A 22728-nucleotide genomic window follows, 5' to 3' on the forward strand; every position below is an offset into this window, starting at 1 on the left:
GGAGGCGGCGGCGGATCAGCCTTGATCCCACGCAGGCTCGAAGGCGATGCCCAAGCGCTGCAGAAGACCTTCCCGCTGCTCGGCTGAGGCCAGGACCATGATGTCGTCGTCGAGATCCGGGCCTTCCTGCTCGACGCAACGGAATTCCCGCGGGTCGTCATCGGCCCTGAGCGCTTCGACGGCCAGCCTGGCCGCCCCCATGTCGAGGTAGTCGTTCGACTCCTGCTCGACGCCGAAGGAAAGCAGCTTGCCGTTGCATTCGAAGTGCATCGTCCCCAGGCCGCAGTCTTCGTCGTCCGGGTTGTCCTTCTGGAAGCGGTAGTTGGAGACGGTGACTCTGCCTCCGGTGAGGGTTGCGGCTTCGTTGAGGAGCCATTCGTAGTGTGCGTCGGCGAAGTCGACGTCATCGGAGTGGATGGAGACCGCCACGTCGAAGGATTCGAGGGCACCGGCGATGTCATAGCGTCGCTCGATCGGGTCGGTCGCGTACCTGGCGGCCTCCTCCAGGACCTGTTTGGCCTTCTCTTCATTGATCATCCCGAGTTCGGTGAGAACTTCGGCTATCCGCACGTAGGTTATGGATCGGCTGCGCGTCATGGGGCCATCATCCTGCCATTTCGCGTGAGTAGCTGTGAGGATCGCGCTCGACGCGGCTGTCGGCCCTTTCACGCGGACGCCGGTCCGCCACCGGTCCGCCCGTGGGCGCCGTCACCTGCGTCTGACGTAGCGTCAGCCAGTAAGTGAACGTGGTGGCTGGTGCGGGCAGCGGCATGTGAGCCCCTATTCGGGTGCTTGTATGCACGGTGACGCTTCTCCCATGTGGGCCGGCGGCATACCTCTGGCGAACACACACCGATCGAAGGAGACGCTCATGCGTGCACCATCCGTGCTGGCCGCCGTCGTTCTCTCCGGGACCGTTCTGCTCGGCGGAGCAGGCCAGGCCCTCGCCGGCGAGGAAGATATGGGTATCGCCGGAAGTGTTTTCGGGAACAGCTCGCAGTCCGCGCCCGAGTTCGGCCAGGAGGCCTCCGGCTCGGAGCAGGACGCGTCCGGTTTCGGCCAAGGCGGATCTGTTTTCGATCTCCGCTGACGGCCGGGCCGTGCCTTCATTTCCTGCCTCGCACCGCAAGCTCGGTGCGAGGCAGGATGCTTTTCCGGTGTGCCGGCCGTGGGCGACTGCGGGTTACTGGGCACCGGTCGAGCGCGCTCATGGACGTCGGACGACTGCGTGGCACCGACACAACGACCGGCCCCACCCCAGGCAGGGTCGGTCTCGTGGAGGGCCCGCTGGTCCTTACTGCCGTACCGCCACCGCATCCACCTCGAACTGCATCCCCGGCAGCGCGAGCGCGGCCACGCCGCTCAGTGTCTGGGCCGGCAGCCTGTCGCCGAAACGTGCATGCAGCGCCTTGCCGAGGATCTCCAGCTTGTCCAGGTCATGATCGACGATGAAGGTACCGAGGCGGACCACGTGCTCGTATCCCAGTCCGACCCCTTCCAGTGCCGACCGCAGCCGGTCGAAGGCCAGGTCCACCTGGGTTGCGAAGTCACCGGGCACGGGAGCACCGGTGGCGTCGGAGGCGTACTGGCCGCCGATGAAGACGAGTTCGCCGGGCGCTGAGACCGCGTGGCTGTAGCCGAACGGTGTGGGGTCGTGGAGGGTGGCCGGGTTCGTGATCGTGCGCTGATCGGACGTCATGCCTGCTTCAACCTCGGGTACTGACCTGCCATTCCATGGAGGCGTGTTCTCGGTACGAGAGTCGGCCGGTGGCTGGGCCGGCAGGGTGTCTGCCCGGAGGCCCGAGGCGAGCCGGCTCAGTAGCCCCGGGCGATCACCTTCTCCCGCATCAGCCTTGCCAGCTCCGTGTCCGAGAGCGGATGCAGCGTGTTCACGAGGTGGCGCAGGCCGGGGTTCGTCGAGGGACTGGCTGGAGATCTCGACCTCCGCGTCGCGGTGGCGGCGGACGAGGGTGATGTCGCGGGTGTCACCCGGGAGGCTGCGGCTCATACGCATCTCGCCGTGCCCGTCCACGGCGCAGGTCACGTCCTTCGCCACGAGCTCAGGGCACCGCAGGCTGGGCGTGAGCGGCGGGCGCACCGTCAGGCCCACGTGCCCGCTCTCGTCCTGCCGGACGGGGTGGCGCCTATGTACAGCAACTCCGGACGCTCCCGGTACTGCGCGACCTCCACCGCGTGCCGGCGCTGCTGCGCCTGGACCGGGCCGACAAAACCCCCGTAGACCACGCCGGCCGCCAGCGCGGCCACCGCCCCCAGCCGCACCCACCGGCTCGGCACGAAGAACGCCGCGACCACGGTGTACGGCGCCCCCGTCAGCGCGCCCCGCGTGCCGGCGCTTCCCGGGTCGACGTCCCCACAGTGGGCGGCCAGCCCTGCGAGGACGCCGAGGGTGCCGAGGACGAAGACCACAACCGCCCAGCCGAGCGGCCCGGACGCGGAGCCGCACAACGGCACCACAGTCCGCGCCGGAATGCCCGCCGTAGCCAGCAGTCAGCGCCCGTTCTGCCACTCGTCATATGCGAATCCTTGCCGCCCGCGATTGGCGCACATGGGTTCTCCTCCTCAGTGCCTGTTTTCGAAGACCGAGTCTGGAGACTGCGTGACCGGCCGTGCTGACGTGGGTGGTTGACGACAGCGTGACCGCGCTGGATGTCGCGCGTTCGGCAAGGTGACACGCGTGCATCGGAGTGTCGTGCGGTCCCAGTTCTCGCCGGCGTGGGGTTGGGAACCGCTGGTTCTGATGACCGCCCCGTCATGGCAGGTGGCCCCTGGTCTTCCCCTCGAAGACCGGGGGCTGTCGACGTTCGGGGTGTGGCTCCTCGCGGACGGGCCGATTCCGCGTGGCTTTGACGGTGGTTGATGGACCCGCTGCCAGAGTGCCGACAACACCAGGCCCGTCTGGGCCTCCCGACCCCGGGGAACGACCAACTCCCCGGCCCTTAATTGCCTTTCGTGCCCTCCCGCGCGGGAGCTACTGTTCGTGCAGAGAGTGACTCACGAGGAGCGAAGACATGGTCGGTCGTCCGAGCACGCGTTGACGTCGGAGGCCGTGAGCGGCCTGTCATCGCGTGCTGCCCTTGATGCGCGGCACAGCGAGCCTTCCTTTCCCGCTGCCTGACATGGTCGGTGCACCTGTCGTGCGCCGGTTGGCGGGTCTCGTCTTCGGTCATCCGAGGGGTCCCTGTGCCGTCCTCTTCCTTCCCTGTATCCGATTCCGGTCGGCCTGCTGGGTCAAGCCTGTGGCGGGACCGCGACTTCCGCAGGCTCTGGGTGGGCCAGACGGCCTCCCAACTGGGCGAACAGACAACTCTGGTGGTTCTGCCGCTCTTCGCCGTCCTGACGCTCGAGGCCGGTGCCGGCCAGTTGGGCGTCCTGCGCGCGGTGGGACAGGCGCCGATCCTGCTGCTCTCGCTCTTCGTCGGCGCGTGGGTGGACAGGTGGCGAACCCGTTCGGTGATGGTGCTGACGGACGCCGGCCGGGCCGTGGCCCTGGGCGTCGCCGCCGTCGCGGCCCTCCTCGGTGGGTTCGGCCTGCCGGCGTTGCTCGCGGTTGTCTTCGCCGTCGGGGCTCTGTCCGTGTTCTTCGACGTGGCCTACCAGGCGTCGTTGGTACGGCTGGTGAGACGCGATCAGTTGGTGCGGGGCAACAGCGCGCTCGAGGGCAGTCGGTCCGCTGCGCAGATCGGCGGTCCCGCTCTCGGCGGTGCGTTGGTGTCTGTGCTGTCGGCGCCGCTCGCTGCCGCCTCCAGCGCGGGGTTCTTCGCGCTGTCGTTCCTGTCGATCCGACGGATCGGCCGCCGCGAGTCCGTCCCGGAACGCTCGGAACGCCCTCCTCGGATCTGGCGGCGGATCCATGAGGGCCTCCGTTTCGTTGTCGCAGACACCTCGCTGCGGACCGTGTGCCTCGCGTCAGCCGCCTTCCAGTTCTTCTTCGCTGCTGTAATGACCGGCTACCTGCTGTTCCTGCCACGGGAGCTGCACCTGTCGGGCACCGCCGTCGGGTTGGCACTCGCGGCGACGGGGCCGGGCGCGCTCCTGGGCTCGGTGCTGGCCGCCCGCCTGCCGGGCCGCTTCGGACACGGCGCTGTGCTCGTGTCCGCGGCGGCAGTCGGCGACGGCGTGTTCCTGTTCGTGCCCGCTCTGCACGGCTCCTGTGCGGTGACGGTTCCCGCGCTCCTCGCGGTCAACTTCGTCTTCGGGACCTTCAGCCAGTTGGTGAACGTCACGGTCATGGCCGTCCGGCAGACCGTCACTCCGGACGAGTTGCAAGGCCGCGCGGCCGCGACGATCAATTTCGTCGGCATGGGCCTGACCCCGCTCGGCTCGCTGCTCGGCGGGCTTCTCGCGGAAGGGTGGGGGACGCGCACCAGCCTGCTGGTGACAGCCGCGGGCATGCTGCTGTCGCCGGCACTGATGGCCCTGTCCCCACTGGCCCGCCTGGGACGGACGCTTCCCGGCCCGCCGGAGAATCCGGTCCCGTCTGTGTGACGGCTTCTGTCGCCGCGAACAGCTGACACAACTCCTTGAGCCGTCGTAGCCATCACCAAGGGGGGCCACAACCAACGTGCGCTCAGTCACATAAGAGTTGGATGGCCAAGCGCAGCGACAGTTGGCCACGTCGGTCAATCCCGCGCAGGTCCCGCCCGTCGTAGGCTTTGTCGGCGTGCCGGCGCTGGGCCTTGAAGCAGCGGTCGTGAGGGGGCCTGTTTCGTTGGGTGACCCGACGTCGTCAAGCCGGTGAAGGACCGCTTGTCAGTCATCTGGTGTGCGTACGGCTGAGCCAGGCGGAAGCTTCTGTCCCTCGTCGCTCGCCACGAGCGCGCACATCACGAACCGGAAGCCGAGATCCCAGTAGTACTCGGCGTCGGTCGCCGCGAACAGGTTGCGGGTGGGGCTGATGTAGGAGCCGTACTGCCTGACGCACAGCTCGTGCATCGCATCCCAGGACTCGTCGAACGTCATGTCCTCGGGCGCCTCGACAAAGCCCAGGACCTGCTGATCGTGCGGTTTGCCGCAGTCCACCAGGAAGAAGGATATGGAGTCCTGCTTCTCCTGTTCCTGGATGTCCAGGCAGTCGCCGACTGAGCTGTTCTCGAGATAGATCTCCTCGCCGTAGTGCCGGTAGGTGCCCACCGGGCCGTAGAGGCCGACGGTCTTTCCGAAGAGCAGGCAGGCGGTGTCCCGCACCCCGTTGTCCCAGCCCGCCTCGCTGGGTATCAGCGCGAAGGCCTGGACATCGGCCATCTTGCGCACCATGTCCCGCAGGAGCCCGAAGCAGATCCCCTGTCCGTTGGCCCGCGCGTCGCTCAGGGAGGTGGTCCGCTCCGCATACACGACCTGGCCGTCCGGGTAGTTCTTGCAGTCCACGATTTTCAGTTTGGGCAGGTCCTTGAACCTTTCCGCCGGCCAGGAGGCGGAGACGCAGTCGCCCGGTTTCAGTTCGCGGGTCAGCCCGACCTCGTCTCCGTACGGCAGGACCGGGTCGGCCTTTGCCACCTCGACATCTGAACCGTTGGGCAGGGCGACGCCCGCCCCCATCCCACCGCCCACGAGCAGCAGCACGGCGAGAAGGAGTCCGAACATCCGGCCCCAGGCGGCTTTGGAAGACCTCCCGCGATGCTGAGGCTGTGACGGGACTGCCGCTGGGCTGCTGCCCTCCACAGCCGACGGTTCGCCAGGCGTCCGCGAAATGGACGGCTGGTCACGTCTGAGCCGTCCTCGCTCTATGCAGTCGTGCCCCAGACTGTGTAGAGGCCGGTACCGCCTTGGTGTCACGCGCTCGGAACTGTCGCCTTTCGTCATGGCAGATCTCCACAACGCATAGTTCCTCAACCGTATGGACCTCGCCGGCTCAGAGTGCCGTGACAAACGGGCCCTGCGGGGCGTAGGGGGGCACATCAGAGGCCGTTCTGACCGGCTGTCACCGGGACCTCCACCGGGTCGGTGTTGGCGGGGGAGGGCACGGGCAAGGCTGAGCCGGGCGGGAGCTTCTGGCCCTCTTCGGGCATCGCGAGCAGGCACATCACAAAGCGGAAGCCTTGGTTCCAGGTGCTCTCCGCGTGATTCCATGCGTACAGGTCGCGCGTGGAACTCCTGTAGGACCCGTAACGCTTGACGCACAGGTCGTAGAACGCATCCCAGGAGTCGAAGTTCATGCTCTTCGGTGCCTCGATGTAGCCCAACCCCTGCAGCTCATGCGGCTGTTTGCAGTCCACGAGCAAGTGGGCGTAGTTGTGTTCCTCCAGTTTCCTGCGGTCGTAGCAGTCGCCGATGGAACTGTTCTCAACGAAGATCTGTTCGCCGTGCTTCCGGTAGTCGGCCACCGGGCCGTAAAGGCCGACGGTCTTGCCGAAGAGCAGGCAGACGGTGTCCCGCACCCCGTTGTCCCAGCCCGCCTCGCTGGGTGTCAGCGCGTAGGACCGGACGTCGGCCATCTTGCTCGTCGTGTCGCGCAGGAGTCCCGTGCAGATGCCCTGGCCGTTGGTTCTCGCATCCTCCAGGGACGTGGTTGCGTTGATGTCCAGGACCTGGCCGTCCGGGTAGGTTTTGCAGTCGATGATTTTCAGTCTGGGCGGATCCTTGAACCGCTCTGCGGGCCACGAAGCGTGGACGCAGTTGCCGGGTTTCAGTTCGCGGGTCAGTCCGACCTGGTCGCCGTACGGTGGGACCTGATCAGTCGTTGAGCCCTCGGGGTCCGAGTTCTCGAGCAGTGCGGCTCCGGCCCATACGCCGCCGGCGATGAGTGCGAGTGCAGCGGCGATGACAGCCCAAGCCCGGCGTGACGGGAGCTTGGCGCTCCGGCGGTGCCGCGGTCGCGGCGGAGCCTCCGTGGGCGGTGGGCCCGCTTCGGCCGGCAGTGCGCCAGGAAGGGGTCGCACGGCCAATTGCCCTTCCGGCAGCGGTGTCGTCTCGATCTCCGCGTCGGCCGGCCTGTGCACTGTCGGCTGCCCACCCGCAGTGGCGGTGAGCGCGGCGAGCATGTGCATCGCCTCGTCGCCCCCGATCCGCTGTTCGGGATCCTTGGCCATCAGGCCGGCCAGGACCGGTCCCAGGTCTCCGGCTCGGGTCGGCGGCGGGGGTTCCTCGAAGAGCAACGCGGACAGCGTCTCATAGGGCGTCGGCCTGTCGAACGGCCCGCTCCCCTCCACGGCGTAATACAAGGTGGCACCCAGTGAGAAGAGGTCTGAAGCCGGGCTCGGTGCCACTCCGCGCGCGCGTTCGGGTGCCAGGAAGCCTGGAGTTCCCATGATCCCCGACGTTGAGGTCAGCCGTGTGTCGCCCGAGTCCGGCTCCAGCGAGATGCCGTAGTCGGTCAAGAAGACCTGCTGGCCTGGTGCGCCGCCAGGGGTCTGGGCGCCAGGTCCCGTCAGCAGGATATTGGCTGGTTTGACGTCCCGGTGCAGGATGCCTGCCCGATGGCCCGCCGCCAATGCATCGAGTACGGCGACCCCGATAAGCGCAGTGTTATCGGGCGACAGTGGTCCGTGATCGCGCACGACCTCGGCGAGATCCTTCGCCCCGGGCACGAACGCCATCACGATCCAGGGCAGGCCACCTTCCTCCACCACGTCGTAGACAGTGGCGACGTGCGGATGGCTGCGCAGTCGGGCAGCATGCCGCGCCTCGACTCGCACACGGGCGATCCGGGTGCCCATCTGATCCTCTGGGACCCCTACGGGCAGAGCGAGCTCCTTGAGGGCGACCTGACAGTCGAGCATCTGGTCGTACGCCAGCCATACTCGCCCCATCCCCCCGGTCCCCAGCCTGTGCAGCAGCCGGTACCGCCCCGCTACCAGGCGCTTGGCTCCTTCACCTTCCGCCATGGCAGACCTCCATGCCGCCCGACATCAAAACCGTATGGCCGCTGATCGAAAAGTACAAATGCACCCAAAATGACATGCTGCACCGCTCCGGAAAGCGCTGATCTCGCCAGTGGGACTGCGGGCCATGAGGCTCGGCGATGGCGAGGTGGTTCGTGGCCTGGGAGCGGGCGGGAGAATCTCGTAACAGCGGGCCAGGCGGCGGTGGAGCACGAGCCAGCCGTACGTCCGTGGATGTTGATGCCGAGGGCGTCGACGTGCCCGGCGAAATGCTTGCGGCGGCCGACGTTGACGCAAACCGCCCGGCGGCGTCAGGCATGTCGTGCTGGATGTCGACCAGGACCGTGCTGTCGATCTGGGCCACGTTGTCGGTCCTGCCGTCGTGGACGTGGACGTACGGGCGGTCGTAGCCCTGGCCCAACACCTGGAGGTTCTTGGGAAGCAGCGGAACGAGGGTGCCCAGGACGGCGGCCACGGTCGGCTCATCGTGGCCTCTCGGCGTCGGCGTCTGCCCCCACCGTTTCTCCCGGCCCTCGACATGGGGATCGACGACCTGCCGCCACACCTCGGCTGTGACCAGCTTCGTCAACTGAGCACCGCGTCGGGGAAGGTGTCCGTCTTCCGGACCCGTTCCGGCCCGAACCTGCCACTGCTGTCAACAGGCCCGACGGGGCACTCGGCGCAGGCCAGGAGCGGCTTCCCGGCCCGCATTCGGGCCACTGTCCCTCCTGATCACTTGAGTGCCGCCACCCGGCCACCCGCTCGAGGGCGATGCCAAGGGCCTCGCGGTCTAGTAATAGGAGGCGACGAGGTTACGGTCCACGGTGATCATGTCGCGGTGCAGTGCGGGTAGTTCCAGGTGGTCACAGATCAGCCGGGTCAGCTCCTCCTCGTAGTCCTCCTTCTCGTGGTCCAGCCCGGCAGCCGTGATGAGAGATGCCATCTGGTTGGGCCAGAACTCCCCGATGTAGTCGGGGTCCTCGTAATCGATGCAGGACGCCACCCGGCCGTCCTTGTAGTGGTAGGCCTTGGGACCGTGCGCCTTGGCGATGCACGGATTGGGCTGGAACACCACCAGCTCGGCCCCCAGGGGGCACAGCTTGCGGTAGTCGATCGGGTCGAAGTCGTCGCGGGACGGGTTGTGCATGTGGTGCACAATCACCCCCCAGACGCCGGGGGAAGGGCTGCTGCCGTAAGCGAATGGCGGCCGGTGCTGCGCTCTCAGCCCTTCAGTCATGTCAGTCAGACCGACGCCCTTGAAGTACACGAGGACGGTTTCGTCCTCATACCGGTAATCGTCCATCCATGCGATGACGCCACTCTTGATCCAACCAGTCATGCCCCGCAAGGTAACCGGTACCACTGACACGCCAGGCACACCCGGGCCAACTCGAATGAGTCTCGCTGAGTACAGAAAGCCACTCGTCGGCGGATGGACCGTAGGGGGATGCTGCACCCGTGATTGAGCGAGAAGCCGCCGTTCGCATCGTCGAGGAAGAGCTGGACCGCGAGCACCAGATGTGGTCGGCCCGCGGTGTGGACTTGGCGCGTGTGACCGTCGTGGATGTCGAGGAGCACGAGTTGGTGTGGATCGTCTACTGGCAGTCCGACGAGTACGTGCGCACGGGAAACTCCGGTGCCATGTTGGTCGGCAACGGACCGTATCTGGTCGACCGCGTCGACGGAGGGCTGCACCGGATCGGAGTCCTCTCCGCGAAGAGCGGGGAGTGGGAGAGCGACTACCGTGCTCGCATCCGGGGGTCGGCCGTTCGGACCGCCGTACACGATCTGCACGACGGGATACGCGAAGTCGCCGCCACGTTCGGACGCATGCATGCCGTGCGCACCCTACGTCAGAGGCTGCCGGCGCTGTCCCCGGCGCAGGCCCTTGAGTACGTAAGCGGGTTGCTGGGCGGCGATGCCCCAGCCCACCTCGTGTCAGTCGCCGTCGAGCGACTCGTTCAACCCATCGACCCCGTGCTCGCCGTGCACACCATCCGGCCGGGAGACCTCAACCAGCCGGCGTGACACGCGAGGAGTGACTTCTCCGATGGGAAGCCACTGCGCGTCGTGTCGACCGGCTGAGCGTTGGATTCCGTGAATCCCCAAATTCCGCAAAACCCCAGATTCCGTACCCCAGATCCCCTTAGGGCGAGGAGCGTCAACGCCAGCTCTCCGTCATCGTCACCGTTCCCGCGTGACCGCCGCCTCGTACGCAGTCGCAAGGATGCCGCCCCAAGGACCGAGCCGTACGTCACCCGGCCGGCTCGATACGCAGGACGGCGGCATTGTCGAGGATCTCGACGACCTGAAGGCTCATGGCGTCGTTGATGGTCGCGGCGGGTCCCTCGCCGCAGCTGAGCCCGACGCCGCCCGCGCCCTCCGACGACACGCCGCCGCCACCGGAACAGCCCGCAACGCTGTAGCCCGACCCCGTCAGCTGCGCGACCATCTCGACCACGTCGCCGTCGATCGCCGTCACCTTGATCGGCCCGAGGCCGTACGTCTCCGGAACTGTCACGACGTCCCCCACGGCGACCTCGATCTCGCACGTCCCGTCAGCGCACGGCCCGGTCGGCGAGGGCGACGGCGTGGACGTCTCCGTGACGCCGGACGCCGATGAGCCGGAGCCGGGCCCGCTGGGCCGGCCCTCGGCGGGGGAGCGGTCCGAAGAATCCGAGGAACACGACGTGAGAGCGGCGAGCACGCCGACGACAACCATGGCGACCACGGCAGTGGATGACGTTCTTCTACGCATCATGGTTGCCATGGAACCCTGCCGTGACCGGGACCCGTCCCGCCACCGTCCGGGCAGGCGCGCCGCCAGGCGCCCGGGCGGCGCCGCCCAGCTGTGAACCGACCGGGCGCCACCCCGAGTTGCCGGCGCGGGGGTGGGGATCGCGGTCCGGATCGCGCCATAACGGCGGCGCCCGCGGCGGCTGTTGGTGTGGTGCGGGACTCGTCGCCGAGTGGTCGGCGTGCGAGCACCTCAGCTGTTGGCCAGTGTGCGGTCGAGGAGGGGGAGCAGGCGGTCCCAGTGGCGTTGCAGTCCGGTGGGATCGAAGGCGTCGGTGTCGGACATGGTGAACCCGTGGACGGTGCCGGGGTAGATCTCGGAGGTGTAGTCGACCTTCGCGGCGTCCAGGGCCCGGTTGAGCTCGCCCAGGGCCTCGGCAGTGAGGTCGCTTTCGGCGTGGCCGAAGTGGACCTGGGCGGTGATCTCGGCGAGGGCGTCGAGCCCGGCCGCGCCCACGGGACCGTGGAATGCGGCGACGGCGGCCACCCGTCCGGGGTGGGCCGCGGCGGTGCGCACAGCCAGGAGGCCGCCTATGCAGTAGCCGGTCACCGCGACCGGTCCGGCGGCGACCTGGGGCTGGGTGGTGAGGAACTTCAGGTAGGCGTCGGCGTCACGCAGTACGCGTTCGGCGGTGTGCGCTTCGATCAACGGCATCAGCTGCGCCATGAGCGCGGGCCGGACCTCTTCTCCGATGCGCTCGGGAAGGTCGAGCAGGGGCGCCGGGCCGTGCCGGTAGAGGAAGTTGGGGGCGAGTACGTAGTACCCGTGCCCGGCCAGTTCGCAGGCCATCTCCCGCAGTACGGGCCGGATGCCGAAGCCGTCCGCGTACATCAGCACGGCCGGGTGCCGCTCGCCGCGGTCGGGAAATGCGGCGAAGGCGTCGGCCTGGCCGTCCATGGTGGGAATCTGCAGCGTCCTGGTGGGGAGGCGGAGCCCGCGCAGCAGCGCAGGATCCTCGATCCAACAGAGCGCAGGATCCTCGATCCAACAGCGGGCCCGCACCGGCCCGTACGGCGCTCAGAAGAGCACCGGGTCACCAATCCGTGTGTGGCGCGAAGCCGTCCCGGTAGTCATGACCTCACAGCGTAGCCCACGGGCAAAGCCCGACGCCGGTTGCACGAACGCGGTACAGCCGCCACCTGCCGGAGTCTCAGGTCGGCGCCGGATCCGACGTCCATCCGACACCGGTCGGTCATGAGATTCCGACGCCGACTCTGCGAGCGCAGGAGGATGGCGAGGGACAACGCCGCAGCGACGGTGCGCTGATGGGCCGAAGAGTTCAGAGGCCGGGTTCTCCGGAGGCGTCTGAAGTGCTCGAACTGCCGTCCAGTAGCGCACGTCCCTCCGGAGTTCCCCGGTGCGGCGCCGCCGGGGACGACGCCCTCTCTACTCCGCCGGGAAGAGCCGCAACTTCGCGGTGTCTCCCACGATGGCGAGGACGGCGATCGACAACTCGTTGACGGTGGAGGGACCGCCCTGGTCGGGGCGCTGCCCGAGCAGGTTGGAGGTGAATCCGCTCGCGTTGACCGAGCTCAGGTCCACGCCCTCGGCACCGACGGCACTCACCGTGAACGGTCCCGCCCGAAGGGCGGCGGCGCGCGGGATCTCGGTGCCCTTCGTCACGACGACCGTGCAGCTTCCGTCTGCACATGCTCGCAGCTCGGCAGGTGTTGACGGCTTCATCGGCTTCATCGGCTTCATCGGCTTCATCGCGGTCGGCGACGGCGATGAGGAGGGCTTCGTGGGCGTTGGCGAGGCGGGCGACGATTCGGCCGGACGCGAGGGGGCGGCTGGTGCCGACGCCCCGGCGTCGCCGCCCGAGTCGGAGCTGCAGCCGGTCAGCGCGGCTGCGAGGGCGAGGAGGCAGACGGTCGCCGCCGGGCCGCGCGCCGCAGACCGCATGGTCCTACGGTGGCGGGCCGGTGATTCCGAGGTGGTCATGGGACCGTTCTATGCGCGGGTGCCCGGGGACGGGTCCCGCGCGCCCGTCACCTCGCACGAGCAGGTTCCCTGTGCACGGCCCGGGCATGGGGCGGCAGTGCAGGCGGAACGGGAACTCGCTTGTCGGCCCGGACGCGAGTGCCCGCGCCCAGCCCAGCCACGTCCAGCCCAGCCCGGTGCGAACTGCGGTACCGGGAAGGTGCGAGTGCCGTTGTCCGGACGCCTTGACGTAGAGTCACCGCATGTAGAGCGCGGCCGGGTACGTAATGGTCCGGATTCTCGGGGGAGACACGCATGCACAGACTGGACGCAATCGTGCCGGAACGTATCGCGCCGGGAGCGTTTCGCGCGACGCTTCTCCATGGGCACGAGTGCCGGCGGCTCCTGGCGCTGCTGGAGGTGTCCGAAGCCTGGAAACCGTCGGGAGCCGTCGGCTCCGCGGTGCTACCAGGAGATCTGATGACACCTGAGATGCTGATCTACGCGGAGGCGGTGCATCGGCTGGTCGACGCAGACATCCTGGAGACGGAGCACGGCGTCTTCGGAGACCGCACCTGGCCGGCCGTCGCGTGCCAGGAATTCCGTCGCGGCAGCCACACCTCGGCGCGGGAAGCCGAAGCGTGCTTGTCCGGTGCACCTCGGGCGCTGACGGTGCTGCTGGCCTTGGCAGTTGACGGGACCGAACCGTTTCCTCAAGGTGAGGGCGGCATCGTTCTCACCTCCGACACCGGGCGCTCCTTGCCGCTCGCCGTGCCCGCCGGGACGGCGGTGGTCGTGGACGGGTCCTGGACCCTTACTGCGTACGGATCACGGACGGATCTACTGGTGGAGTATGTGCGGGTCGGCGCCGAGGGAGCCGTCCGATGAGCATTCCGCGCGTCTGTGTCTCGTGCGAGGGTCTGAGCGTGGGCGTGGAGTCGTACGGGTGGGAGTCGTTCCACACCTACGCCTCCGTGGCCTATGAGCCGTATTTCCGGGTCGCGGAGAACACGGGGGAGAGCGGTGACGCTCTGGTCCGGCTGCATCTTGTTCCCGCGCAGGAGCTGGAGGCGCGGCGGGCGGAGGTCATCCGCGCGGGGCTGCTACGGCCGGTTCCGATCGAAATCAACCGCAGTCTGCTGGCCGACCAGCCCGGTCCCGGCGGGGTGCGCAACGCGGTGGACCGCACGGGCCGGTTCGTCTACCGGTCGGACCCGGGACGGCGTCAGGTGGATCTGTGGGCGGCCGATCCCGAGGCGCTGCTGCTCGAAGGCGTGCGCGTGGTTCGGACGGTGCTGGTCTCCCTGCTGGTCCAGGAGCGCGACTGCGTCCCCGTGCACGCTTCCTGTGTCGCGGTGGACGGCAAAGCGGTCGTCTTCGCCGGGTCGTCCGGTTCGGGCAAGACGACCCTCGCCCTGGCGGCCATGCAACGGCTGGGAGCCCTGTTCATCACGAACGACCTGGTGATGCTGCGTGCCGCGGACGCCTCCGAGGCCGCGGGCGGGCGTACGGCGGTCAAGGCCTTCGGCATCCCACTGCCCGTACGGATGGCGGCGGGCACCCTGCGAGGGCTGGGCCTGCTGCGCCATCTCGACCCTTACCAGGAGGTGTTCCCGTTCGTCGCGGCCTCCGACTGGCGAGAGAGGGAGCGGAAGATCGAAGTGGGCTCTCGACGCGTGGCCTCGTGGTTCGGCACGACCCCGCTGCCGTCCGCCGAACTCGGCTGTCTGGTGTGGCCCCAGCTGACGGCCGGTGACCGGGCCGGGCTCGCCGAGGTGTCGGCGCCGGAGGTTCCCGGCCGACTGCACGCCGAAGCCCCGATCTTCGACCCCGCATGGCCTGTCTGGACCGGCTTCGGCTACCCCGCGCCGCTGCCCTTGCCGCCCGCCGCGCTGCGGCTCGTGGAGGAGTGCGGGAAGATCGACGCCGTCGAACTGCGGGGCGGGCGGGACGTGGACGCGGCCGTCGACGTGCTCGCGGGTTTCCTGCGCGACGGGACCGTGACGGGGTCCGGCTCAGCCGGTCCAGAAATCGCGTGACGCCGCGCGCCGGACGGTCCAGGGAGGAGTGCCCTCGGTGAAGCCGCGGACGCCTCGGCCGTCGTCGCCGTCGGGAGCCCGCCAGTGACCCTCCGCCGCCCATGACCAGCCGGCGCTGAGCATCTCCAGTCCCCATTCGCGCGGGCCCGGTTCGGCCAGGGAGTTGAGCAGGGCCTTCATCTGACGCAGGGTCTGGGGGTTCTTCACGGCGATCAGTCGGTGCCATTGCGCCACCGCGTCGTCCAGGTCCCGCGCGGGGCACAGGCGGTCCCAGATGCCGCGCTCCACCGCGGTCGCCGCCGGATGAATGGCGCCGAGCAGCAGAACCTGACGGGCGAACTGCACGCCGGCCCTGGCCACCAGCCGGCTCACACCCCACGACGGCGTGAGTCCCAGGTCCACCTCGGGCATGCCCCACTGCGCGTCCTCGGCGGCCAGTACGAAATCGCAGCACAGGGACAGCTCGAAGCCGCCACCCACCGCGTAGCCCTCGACCACGGCCAGGGTGGGCAGCGGAAGCCCGGCGAAGGACGCCGCGAATTGCTGGAATTTCTGGGTGCGGAGCAGGATGGCCCGGGGATCGACGGAGCCCTCCACCACGGTACCGGTGCAGAAATTTCCGGCAGTACCGCGAAGTGCCAGGGATTTCGCTCCACTGTCCACCGCCTGCCGGGCCAGCCGTAGCAGCTGGTCCAGGTCCTCGGCATAGAGCGCATTGCGATTCTCTGGATTCTCCACAAGCAGAGTCGCATGTTCCGCTTCAAGGTCCAGCTGGACCGCCATATGTGCCCCCATGAACTAAGGCCATTCACACAACAGGAAAAGCAGACATAGCGCCCCCCGGTTCGGGGTGGAGTGACATGCGCCACAGTCTGCTGTCGATCTTCTATGGTACAAATCTTCGGCGGGTTTTCATATTCGCTGCCCTGCGTTCTGGAGGAGGAATCCGTATGCTGAAGCGCATTGGAACGATCATTCACCCGAAGCCGACGACCGACTCGGACGACATCGTCTGATCCGGCGCTCGCTGGCGAAGGCCATGATGGCGACACCGGCTGAAACAACCGTGCGCATACGGAAGTTCGACGTCCAGGACGTCGAACTGGTGGCTTCCTGGCTGCGGACCGACAGTGCGCTGGAACAGTTTTCCGCGCGTGGCGAGGCCGCCTCGGAAGAGGATCTGCTCGCCCTCGTCCGGCGTACCAGAAAAGACCCGCTGAGCGGGGCCTACATTCTGGAGTCGGCGGACGGCGCCATCATGGCTTTCTCGGCCGGGCGGATCGAATGGCCCTTTGAGCATGTCTACGAATCGGAAATCATGCTCTCCCCGGAGCTCCCGGTCCGCCAGGGCTGGGGCACCTTGTTGCACGGTGCCGCACTGGCCAACATATTCCTGCGCCGGCCCGAGGTTCACAAGGTGGTCGGCCGCTCGATGCGTACCAATGGCGGCGCCGCTCAGGTGATGAGAAAGCTGGGCCTCACCCACGAGGGCACGCTGCGTTCTCATGTGCGGCGAACCGATGGGTTCGTGGATCTCGATGTCTTCTCAATTCTGCGGTCCGAATGGGAAAGGGCGAGCCAGCTGTCGAGTCGCGTCGTGCTCCTCGATCAAGAAGGGTGATCCTTGCGCTTTCTCATAGATGCGGGAAACACCCGGATCAAGGTCGCCGCCTTACAGCCGGACGGTTCCCTCGGCGATGTCTCCGCGACTCCGGTCGCCGAGGCCGGCACCGAGGACGATCTCCGGCTCGCTGACTTTCTCGACTCTCTGCTCCGCGACGCTCCGGCGACCACGCGGCCACTGCTCGTCGTCTCCGATCCGGCCGGTCGGCTGAGAACGGCCCTGCGGACGCTGCGTCGGCGTCGCTCGTGCTCGGTGGAGCACATGACCGCGGCCGGGCTGCCCGGCAGGGTCCTTACCCGCGATCCCAATCGGCTCGGCACGGATCGGCTCGCCGCGGCGCTCGGCGCGTACCGGCGGTTCGGAGCGCAGGCCGTGGTCGTGGACATGGGCACGGCCCTGTGCGTCGACCTCGTCACGGCGGACGGGGCGTACGCCGGAGGCATCGTGTATCCGGGCGTCGACCTGTCCTACCGGGCGCTCCGGGACCGTACCGGACTGCCCGTCCCGGATTTCTCGGTGCCGGGCGGCGGCCGGGCCACCGGTATGCCGGACACCACCGAGGAAGCGCTGCGGCGCGGCGGCCGGGTGGTCGTGCCCTCGGTCGTCGGCGGACTGATCAGCCATGTGCGGGAGCTCGCAGGCGCGGACCTGCCCGCGGTCCTCACCGGCGGCGGCTGCGTGCCGTTCCTCGAGCTGTTCCCCGAGGACCTGCCCTACGACCCCCATCTGAACCTGCGCGGCATCGCCGAGTACGTACGGCTGACCACCGGAGTGTGCGCATGACCGAGCCCTCGTCGTCGAGGCCCGTGCTGATCGCGGCGGATGCGCTGACCGGCGTCCCCCGTTCGCTCGACCAGAGCGCGTTCCATGAACTGGTCCGTGCCACGGCCGAGCTGGTGCGGACGAGGGTTCGCGACCTAAGGCCGGGCACACCGCTGGCCATCGCGCTGCGCAACAGCGTCCAGGCCGTCGCCCTTCAGCTCGCCGCGGAGGAACTCGGCCTGGTGCCCTTCCCGTTGGCGCCGCGCTCTGACGACGCGGCGCTCCGTGCGGCCGCCCGGTCCTCCGGAGCCACGGTGCTCGCGCATCTGCCGCCCGGCCCGGCCGCCCGGCTGGAGATCGAGGAACTCCCGGACCCCGAGCGGCTCGCGGACCCGGACCCCGACTGGGGGCTGGCCATCAGCACCTCCGGGTCGACGGGATCCGGCACGACCGTCCTGCTCTCCAGGACCGCCCTCGTCCGCAATGCGCGCGCCTTCGCCGATCGCACCGGACTTGACGCCGAAGCGCGCTACCTCGTCACCGCCCCGCTGTGGCATGTCGGCGGCAGCGTGGTGGGCCTGCGCGCGGCTCTCGCGTCCGGGGCCGTACTGGTGCTGCCGCCGGAGGCCAAGCCCGGGATCCTCGCTCAGTGGGTGGACCGGTACCGGCCCACCCATCTCGCAGGGGTCCCCACCGTGCTGTTCGACCTCCTAGGCAAGCGCTCCGGCCCCGCCGCCGCCGAGGGCTGGCCCGGGCAGATCATCACCGGCGGCATGGCCGTGGAAAGCACCCTCGTGGGCGCGCTGCACACGCTCGGCAGCCGGGTGACCGTCCTGTACGGGATGACGGAGTTCACCAACGCCGTGATGTCCGCCCACGCGGACCCCGGGTTCCTCCCGCCGACCGGCTTCGTGGGCGAGCCGTTCCCCGGGGTGGAATGCCGGATCGACCCGGCGGCCGGGCAGAGCGGGGACGCCGAACCGTACGGACATCTGCTCGTGCGCGGCTATCCGCGGGCGGCGGCCGTCGTCCGCGACGGGCGGCCGCTGCCGCTGGAGACGGATGCCGACGGCTGGTACCGGACCGGCGACCTGGCCCGGGCCACGGCGGACGGCTACGTCATCGTCGGCCGCAGCCGGGACGTGGTGATCAGGGGCGGCGTCAACATCTCGGCCGCGACCCTGGTGGACGCCGCCCGCCGCACCCTGCGGGCCAAGGAGGCCGTCGTTCAGGCACTGCCGTCCGAGCGGCTCGGCGAGGACATCGCGCTGATCGTGCACGGCCCGTCCGACGAGGAGTGCCGGAGCCTGCGGCGGGACTTCCTCGCCCAGCTTCCGCACGGCACCCGCCCCGGCTATCTGATCGTCTCGCGCTCCCCGCTGCCGCGCACCGCCAACGACAAGTACGACCTCGCGGGCATGTACCGGCGCACGGTGGCCCTCGTCGAGCCGGGTCCCGCCGCGAGGTCCGGCCTGCCCATCGTCTCTGTGGACCACTGGAGTTGACATGCCGAGCAGCACAGCAGACCTCGCCCTGGAGTGGCGGGAGAGCGCCGCTGGGGTCTTCACCAGCGACTCGGTTCCGGCCGACCTGACGGAGCGGATGCAGCGGGTGATCGTGGACTCCCCGCTGTGGGCCCCCGCCCCCTTCGGGCTGCGGGCACAGCAGAGCGTGGACGTCACCCGGCGCGTGCAGCAGCACATCCCGCGCACCCGGATGACCGACGTGATGCTGGAGCTCGCCGAGTCCGTGACCCACCCCGTCCAGCAGGCCGGCGAGCGGCTGCTGACCGGCGGTGCCACGAGCGAGCTGTGCGTGCTGGAGTACCAGCACACCCGCAGCGGCGACAGCTTCCCCTGGCACCGGGACTCCAGCCCCGAGCGGCCCCGCTGTTTCACCATGGTGCTCTATCTGCCCTACGGCGAACTGCGCGGCGGCGCCACGCAGTTCCAGCTGGCGGAGTCCGGCGAGCCCGACTTCGAGGTCGCCGCCCGGCCGGGCCGCGTGATGCTCTTCCGGTCCGAACTGCGGCACCGGGGGGAAACCGTGGCGAGCGGCGACAAGTACGCGCTGGTGGCCAACTTCCGGCTGCGGACCTGACCGGCAAGGGCGGCGGACGCCGCCGCGCACAGGCCCGACGAGCACACGCGGCACCACGAAGTACTGAGGGAACCACCATCTTGGCTGATCGGACCACCGTCCTGGCCCCGCTGCGGGACCGGCCCTTCCGGCGCTTCTGGCTCGGGCAGACACTGTCCGAGACCGGGAACGCCGTCGTGCCGATCGCCCTGACGCTCGCCGTGCTGCGCAACACCGGCTCCGCCACCGATCTGGGCATCGTGCTCGCCGTGTTGGCCGGCTCCGAGGCGCTGTGCTACGTCCCGGCCGGCGTGTGGGCGGACCGGCTGCCGCTGCGCACCCTCATGTGCGGGGCGGAGATCTTGCGCGCGGCCGGGCAACTCGTCCTGGGCACGTTGCTGGCGGCGGGGAGCACCAGCGTGCCGGCCCTGTCGCTCGCCGCGGCGGCCACCGGCGCGGGCGCCGCGTTCTTCCGCCCGGCGGTCAACGCACTGATGACCGCGACGACCCCCTCCGCACACCGGCAGCAGGCCAACGCGCTGCTCTCGCTGTCCAGGCAGGCGCCCAAGCTCCTCGGGCCCGCCATCGCCACCGGCGTCGTCCTCACCGTGGGCCCACAGTGGATATTCTTCTTCGACGCGGCGACCTTCCTCGTTAGCGCCCTGCTGCTCAGCACTCTGACCGCCGAGCGGCCCGCGCCCCGGAGCGGCTCCTTCCGGGCGGAGCTGGCCGAGGGGTGGACGGAGGTGCGCAGCCGCCGCTGGTACTGGTCCAGCCTGATCGTCCACGGCAGCTGGAACTTCGGCCGCTGCGCCTTCTTCACCGTGGGACCGCTGGTGGTCCTCGGCTTCGGCGGGGAGGTTGCCTGGGGCGCCGTCGTCCAGGGTGCCGCCGTGGGTGCGCTGCTCGGCGCGCTGATCGCCTTCCGGCTGCGCCCCCGGCGCCCGCTGGTAGTGGCGAACCTGCTGTTCGCGCTCGGGGCGTTGCCGTTCTGCCTGCTCGCCCTGCACGCGCCCGTCGCCCTGGTCGTCGTGTCCGCCGCGCTGATGAACAGCGCACTGGGCGTCAGCGTCACCCTGTGGGACACCGTCGTACAGGAGCGGATCCCGGTGGCCGTCATGTCGCGGGTCTCGGCCTACGACTGGCTCTTCTCCTTCTGCCTGAGCCCCGTCGGCTTCGCCGTCGCCGGGCCCCTCGCCCTCGCCGTCGGCAACGAGGAGACGCTCCTCGGCGCCGCCGCCCTGCTCGCCCTGCCCGGCCTGCTGAGCCTGCTCCTGCCGGACGTGCGGGGCCTGCGCACCCTCGGCGACCGCGCGGACCAGGAGGCCTCCGAGCCCGTGCCGGACGACGGCTCGGTCGATTCCCTGTCCGGACGCCGGACCTGACTCGTGTGAAGGAGACCCCATGTGCGGCACGGTAGGGCTCTTCCTGGGCTGCTCCGCCGTAGCGCTGTGCCCGAGGCAGTTCCTCGCCCAGCGACGGGAGGAGACGCCGGACGGCACCGTCCCGGACACGTACGTCAGCCCGTTCCGCAGCTGGTACGACCGCTCGGCGGTACGCGGTCTGCCGCGCCGTGAGATCGGCGAGGTCGGCGCCGCGCAGCGGCTGTTCCCTCTCGAACTCGTGCCGCTCGCCCGGCATCCACTGGTGCTGGCCAAGGGGCCGGACGTGCTGGACCAGGTCGTCGTGCGGCAGCTGTACCGCTACTTCGACTTCACCGCCCAGCTGGAGCAACTGGTCGTCAACCGCACCGTACTGGGCATCGCGCACGGCACGGTGGGCGTCCACCTGCCTGACGAGATGCGGCTGGACGCCCACAAGATCTACTGCGACGAGGCGTACCACGCGCTGTTCTCGGCGGATCTGCTGCACCAGGTGCGCCGACTGACCGGGATCGACCCCGGGCCGCCCCGGCAGCCCTTCTTCCTCAGCCGTCTGGAGCGGTATCTGGGCGAACTGCCCGCCGAACTGCGGCCGCTCGCCGAGGTGTTGTTCGTCGTTGTGTCGGAGACGCTGATCTCGGCCCACCTCACCGACCTGCCGGACGACGACGACGTCGTCCCCGCCGTACGCGACGCTGTCCGTGACCACGCCCGGGACGAGGGACGGCACCACACCTACTTCGCCCTGTTCCTGCGTTATCTGTGGGGGCAGCTGGACCCCGGACTGCGGACGCGGGCGGCCTTGATGGTGCCCGAGTTCATCCACATCTTCACAGCGCCCGACATCGAGGCCGTCCACGAGGAACTGCTCGGCTACGGCCTGACGGAGGACCAGGCGCGGCAGGTCGTGGCCGAGATCCACCCGGAAGCGGACGTCAGGGCCTATGCCGCCGACGTCGGCCGGCAGACCGTCCGGCACTTCGCCGGGGTCGGCGCGCTGGACGAGCCTCAGGTCCTGGCCGCCTTCACCGAAGGGGGGCTGCTGCTCCCCGACCCGACTTCATGAACCCCCGCCCATCAACCCCCGGCCCATCAACCCCCGGCCCATCAACCCCCGCCCCATGGGCCCCCACCTCCTTGACCCCCGACGGAAGACTTCATGATCGACTTCTCAGACGGCCCCGGGCTGATCGCCAAGCTGCGTGCCAACGCGCTGCTGCCCGACTCCTTCCACTGCGTCTACGCGGCTGGTTCCCTGGTGCGCGGCTGGGGCAACACCACCAGTGACGTCGACCTCTACGTGATCACCGACGACGAGCCGCCGCGCACGGTCACCACCTCCCACCCGGTGGCCCTTTCCCCGGACGCCGTCCCCGTCGCCGCGACCTATGTGGACTCCGTCCGCTGGGACGTCGAGTACTGGCAGGGCGCCCAGGTGGACCAGGTGCTGGAGAAGGTGTCCTGGAGCCGCTACGAGGAGGCGGGCGCGCGGGAGAGCCTCACCGGCTACGAGGCGGACTTCTTCGTGAAGCTTCAGCACAGTGTGCCGCTGGCGGGCGCCGAACATCACGCGGAGCTCAAACGGCGACTCGACGGGTCCGCGCACCGCGTGACCATGGTGGGGCGGGCGCTGAATTACGCCGACATCTTCGCGGAGGACTGCCTCGGGCAGCTGGAATCCGGTGACGAGACCGGCGCGGTCATCACCGCGAAGCTGTCGTTCACCTACGCGGTGGAGGCGCTGCTCGCTCACCACGGAGAGTTCGGGACCACCCCGAAATGGCGCGTCCAGCAGCTCGGCCTGGCGAACCCGAAGGTGCTGCCCTTCGACAAGTTCTGGGAGATCGAAACCATGCGGAATTATGACCCGGATGCCCCCGGCGAGTGGTCGAGGGGCATTATCCGACTGGTCCGTGACATCTGTTTGGAAGTGGAAGTGTGAGCCCTTCCGAAGTGAATGAACTCAGCGTTCCCACGCGGAATCTCCATGTCCGGGTCCGGGCTCGTCAGGACACGCTTCACCTGGGGCTTCACGAGCAGGCATTCGAGCTCTCGGAAGTCGCCGGGATGATTTGGCGGGCCATGGACGGGGAAGCCGACATCCGCTCCGTGGCCAACCGGGTGGCCGCCGAGTACGAGATTCCCGAAGATGTCGCACTGGCCGACGTGTTGGAAGTGGTGGAGGGGTTGCTTGCCGACTCCCTGATCACCCTTGACCGGCCTGGTGCGTCACTGTAGAACTGCCCAAGACTGTCTCGGAAGGGGGTGACAGAAATGAAGAAGTACG

Annotated in this window: 24 protein-coding genes; 13 read left to right on the forward strand and 11 right to left on the reverse strand. The window is 68.9% G+C overall.

Annotation, left to right across the window (positions count from 1 at the left end):
• Positions 1-15: 15 nt before the first annotated feature.
• Complete coding sequence (locus ACIBAG_RS31310; RefSeq protein WP_399109644.1) at positions 16-597, reverse strand: hypothetical protein; 582 nt, start codon at positions 595-597, stop codon at positions 16-18.
• Between the two features lie 274 nt (positions 598-871).
• Between ACIBAG_RS31310 and ACIBAG_RS31315 the strand changes: the two genes are divergently transcribed.
• Complete coding sequence (locus ACIBAG_RS31315; RefSeq protein ID WP_399109646.1) at positions 872-1090, forward strand: hypothetical protein; 219 nt, start codon at positions 872-874, stop codon at positions 1088-1090.
• Between the two features lie 204 nt (positions 1091-1294).
• Here the strand turns inward: ACIBAG_RS31315 and ACIBAG_RS31320 are convergent, their stop codons facing one another.
• Positions 1295-1699, reverse strand: coding sequence for a RidA family protein (locus tag ACIBAG_RS31320; protein ID WP_399109648.1), 405 nt, complete (start codon positions 1697-1699; stop codon positions 1295-1297).
• 401 nt (positions 1700-2100) lie between these two features.
• Complete coding sequence (locus ACIBAG_RS31325) at positions 2101-2466, reverse strand: hypothetical protein (RefSeq protein WP_399109650.1); 366 nt, start codon at positions 2464-2466, stop codon at positions 2101-2103.
• Positions 2467-3255: 789 nt separating this feature from the next.
• Here ACIBAG_RS31325 and ACIBAG_RS31330 point away from each other — a divergent pair.
• A complete protein-coding gene (locus tag ACIBAG_RS31330; protein WP_399109851.1) occupies positions 3256-4506 on the forward strand; it encodes an MFS transporter in 1251 nt (416 codons plus the stop codon).
• A 264-nt stretch (positions 4507-4770) separates the two neighbouring features.
• On the opposite strand, the gene ACIBAG_RS31335 is transcribed toward ACIBAG_RS31330, so the two are convergent.
• The 4 genes from ACIBAG_RS31335 to ACIBAG_RS31350 all read right to left on the reverse strand — a co-directional run bounded on the left by ACIBAG_RS31335 (position 4771) and on the right by ACIBAG_RS31350 (position 8985).
• A complete protein-coding gene (locus ACIBAG_RS31335; protein WP_399109651.1) occupies positions 4771-5601 on the reverse strand; it encodes a septum formation family protein in 831 nt (276 codons plus the stop codon).
• A gap of 314 nt (positions 5602-5915) precedes the next feature.
• Complete coding sequence (locus ACIBAG_RS31340) at positions 5916-7841, reverse strand: protein kinase (RefSeq protein ID WP_399109652.1); 1926 nt, start codon at positions 7839-7841, stop codon at positions 5916-5918.
• A complete protein-coding gene (locus ACIBAG_RS31345) occupies positions 7828-8427 on the reverse strand; it encodes a hypothetical protein (protein ID WP_399109654.1) in 600 nt (199 codons plus the stop codon). The genes ACIBAG_RS31340 and ACIBAG_RS31345 overlap by 14 nt, the downstream gene beginning before the upstream one ends.
• Before the next feature lie 201 nt (positions 8428-8628).
• Entirely contained in the window at positions 8629-8985 is a 357-nt protein-coding gene (locus tag ACIBAG_RS31350; RefSeq protein WP_399109656.1) for a hypothetical protein, read from the reverse strand.
• Between the two features lie 311 nt (positions 8986-9296).
• Between ACIBAG_RS31350 and ACIBAG_RS31355 the strand changes: the two genes are divergently transcribed.
• Complete coding sequence (locus ACIBAG_RS31355; protein WP_399109658.1) at positions 9297-9866, forward strand: YrhB domain-containing protein; 570 nt, start codon at positions 9297-9299, stop codon at positions 9864-9866.
• A 226-nt stretch (positions 9867-10092) separates the two neighbouring features.
• Here ACIBAG_RS31355 and ACIBAG_RS31360 read toward each other — a convergent pair whose 3' ends face one another.
• The 3 genes from ACIBAG_RS31360 to ACIBAG_RS31370 all read right to left on the reverse strand — a co-directional run bounded on the left by ACIBAG_RS31360 (position 10093) and on the right by ACIBAG_RS31370 (position 12258).
• The gene (locus tag ACIBAG_RS31360) at positions 10093-10599 is read right to left on the reverse strand and encodes a hypothetical protein (RefSeq protein ID WP_399109660.1); all 507 of its coding nucleotides are present in this window, start codon (positions 10597-10599) and stop codon (positions 10093-10095) included.
• Between the two features lie 228 nt (positions 10600-10827).
• The gene (locus tag ACIBAG_RS31365; protein WP_399109661.1) at positions 10828-11532 is read right to left on the reverse strand and encodes a dienelactone hydrolase family protein; all 705 of its coding nucleotides are present in this window, start codon (positions 11530-11532) and stop codon (positions 10828-10830) included.
• Between the two features lie 489 nt (positions 11533-12021).
• Positions 12022-12258 carry a hypothetical protein gene (locus ACIBAG_RS31370; RefSeq protein ID WP_399109663.1) on the reverse strand — a complete coding sequence of 79 codons (237 nt, stop codon included), beginning with the start codon at positions 12256-12258 and terminating at the stop codon, positions 12022-12024.
• Between the two features lie 612 nt (positions 12259-12870).
• Between ACIBAG_RS31370 and ACIBAG_RS31375 the strand changes: the two genes are divergently transcribed.
• Together ACIBAG_RS31375 and ACIBAG_RS31380 are read left to right on the forward strand one after the other, a co-directional pair.
• Positions 12871-13443 (forward strand): hypothetical protein, encoded by a 573-nt coding sequence (locus ACIBAG_RS31375; protein WP_399109664.1) that lies wholly within the window; start codon positions 12871-12873, stop codon positions 13441-13443.
• A complete protein-coding gene (locus ACIBAG_RS31380; protein ID WP_399109666.1) occupies positions 13440-14594 on the forward strand; it encodes a hypothetical protein in 1155 nt (384 codons plus the stop codon). The genes ACIBAG_RS31375 and ACIBAG_RS31380 overlap by 4 nt, the downstream gene beginning before the upstream one ends.
• Here the strand turns inward: ACIBAG_RS31380 and ACIBAG_RS31385 are convergent.
• Positions 14571-15377 (reverse strand): enoyl-CoA hydratase/isomerase family protein, encoded by an 807-nt coding sequence (locus ACIBAG_RS31385; protein WP_399109667.1) that lies wholly within the window; start codon positions 15375-15377, stop codon positions 14571-14573. The genes ACIBAG_RS31380 and ACIBAG_RS31385 overlap by 24 nt on opposite strands.
• A gap of 256 nt (positions 15378-15633) precedes the next feature.
• Here ACIBAG_RS31385 and ACIBAG_RS31390 point away from each other — a divergent pair, with 256 nt between their 5' ends.
• The 8 genes from ACIBAG_RS31390 to ACIBAG_RS31425 all read left to right on the forward strand — a co-directional run bounded on the left by ACIBAG_RS31390 (position 15634) and on the right by ACIBAG_RS31425 (position 22679).
• Entirely contained in the window at positions 15634-16215 is a 582-nt protein-coding gene (locus ACIBAG_RS31390) for a GNAT family N-acetyltransferase (RefSeq protein WP_399109669.1), read from the forward strand.
• Positions 16216-16218: 3 nt separating this feature from the next.
• Positions 16219-17001 carry a type III pantothenate kinase gene (locus ACIBAG_RS31395; RefSeq protein ID WP_399109671.1) on the forward strand — a complete coding sequence of 261 codons (783 nt, stop codon included), beginning with the start codon at positions 16219-16221 and terminating at the stop codon, positions 16999-17001.
• Positions 16998-18485 carry a class I adenylate-forming enzyme family protein gene (locus ACIBAG_RS31400; protein ID WP_399109673.1) on the forward strand — a complete coding sequence of 496 codons (1488 nt, stop codon included), beginning with the start codon at positions 16998-17000 and terminating at the stop codon, positions 18483-18485. Before ACIBAG_RS31395 ends, ACIBAG_RS31400 begins: the two co-directional genes overlap by 4 nt.
• Before the next feature lies 1 nt (position 18486).
• Positions 18487-19080 carry a 2OG-Fe(II) oxygenase gene (locus ACIBAG_RS31405; RefSeq protein ID WP_399109675.1) on the forward strand — a complete coding sequence of 198 codons (594 nt, stop codon included), beginning with the start codon at positions 18487-18489 and terminating at the stop codon, positions 19078-19080.
• Between the two features lie 80 nt (positions 19081-19160).
• Positions 19161-20444: an MFS transporter gene (locus tag ACIBAG_RS31410; protein WP_399109677.1), complete on the forward strand. Its 1284-nt coding sequence runs from the start codon at positions 19161-19163 to the stop codon at positions 20442-20444.
• 19 nt (positions 20445-20463) lie between these two features.
• Positions 20464-21507, forward strand: coding sequence for a diiron oxygenase (locus tag ACIBAG_RS31415; protein ID WP_399109679.1), 1044 nt, complete (start codon positions 20464-20466; stop codon positions 21505-21507).
• A gap of 93 nt (positions 21508-21600) precedes the next feature.
• Positions 21601-22383: a hypothetical protein gene (locus tag ACIBAG_RS31420; protein WP_399109681.1), complete on the forward strand. Its 783-nt coding sequence runs from the start codon at positions 21601-21603 to the stop codon at positions 22381-22383.
• On the forward strand, positions 22380-22679 hold the full coding sequence (locus tag ACIBAG_RS31425; protein WP_399109683.1) for a PqqD family protein: 300 nt from the start codon (positions 22380-22382) through the stop codon (positions 22677-22679). Before ACIBAG_RS31420 ends, ACIBAG_RS31425 begins: the two co-directional genes overlap by 4 nt.
• Positions 22680-22728 lie beyond the last annotated feature (49 nt).

This window comes from Streptomyces sp. NPDC051243 (genome assembly GCF_044455405.1).
Classification (GTDB): Bacteria; Actinomycetota; Actinomycetes; order Streptomycetales; family Streptomycetaceae; genus Streptomyces.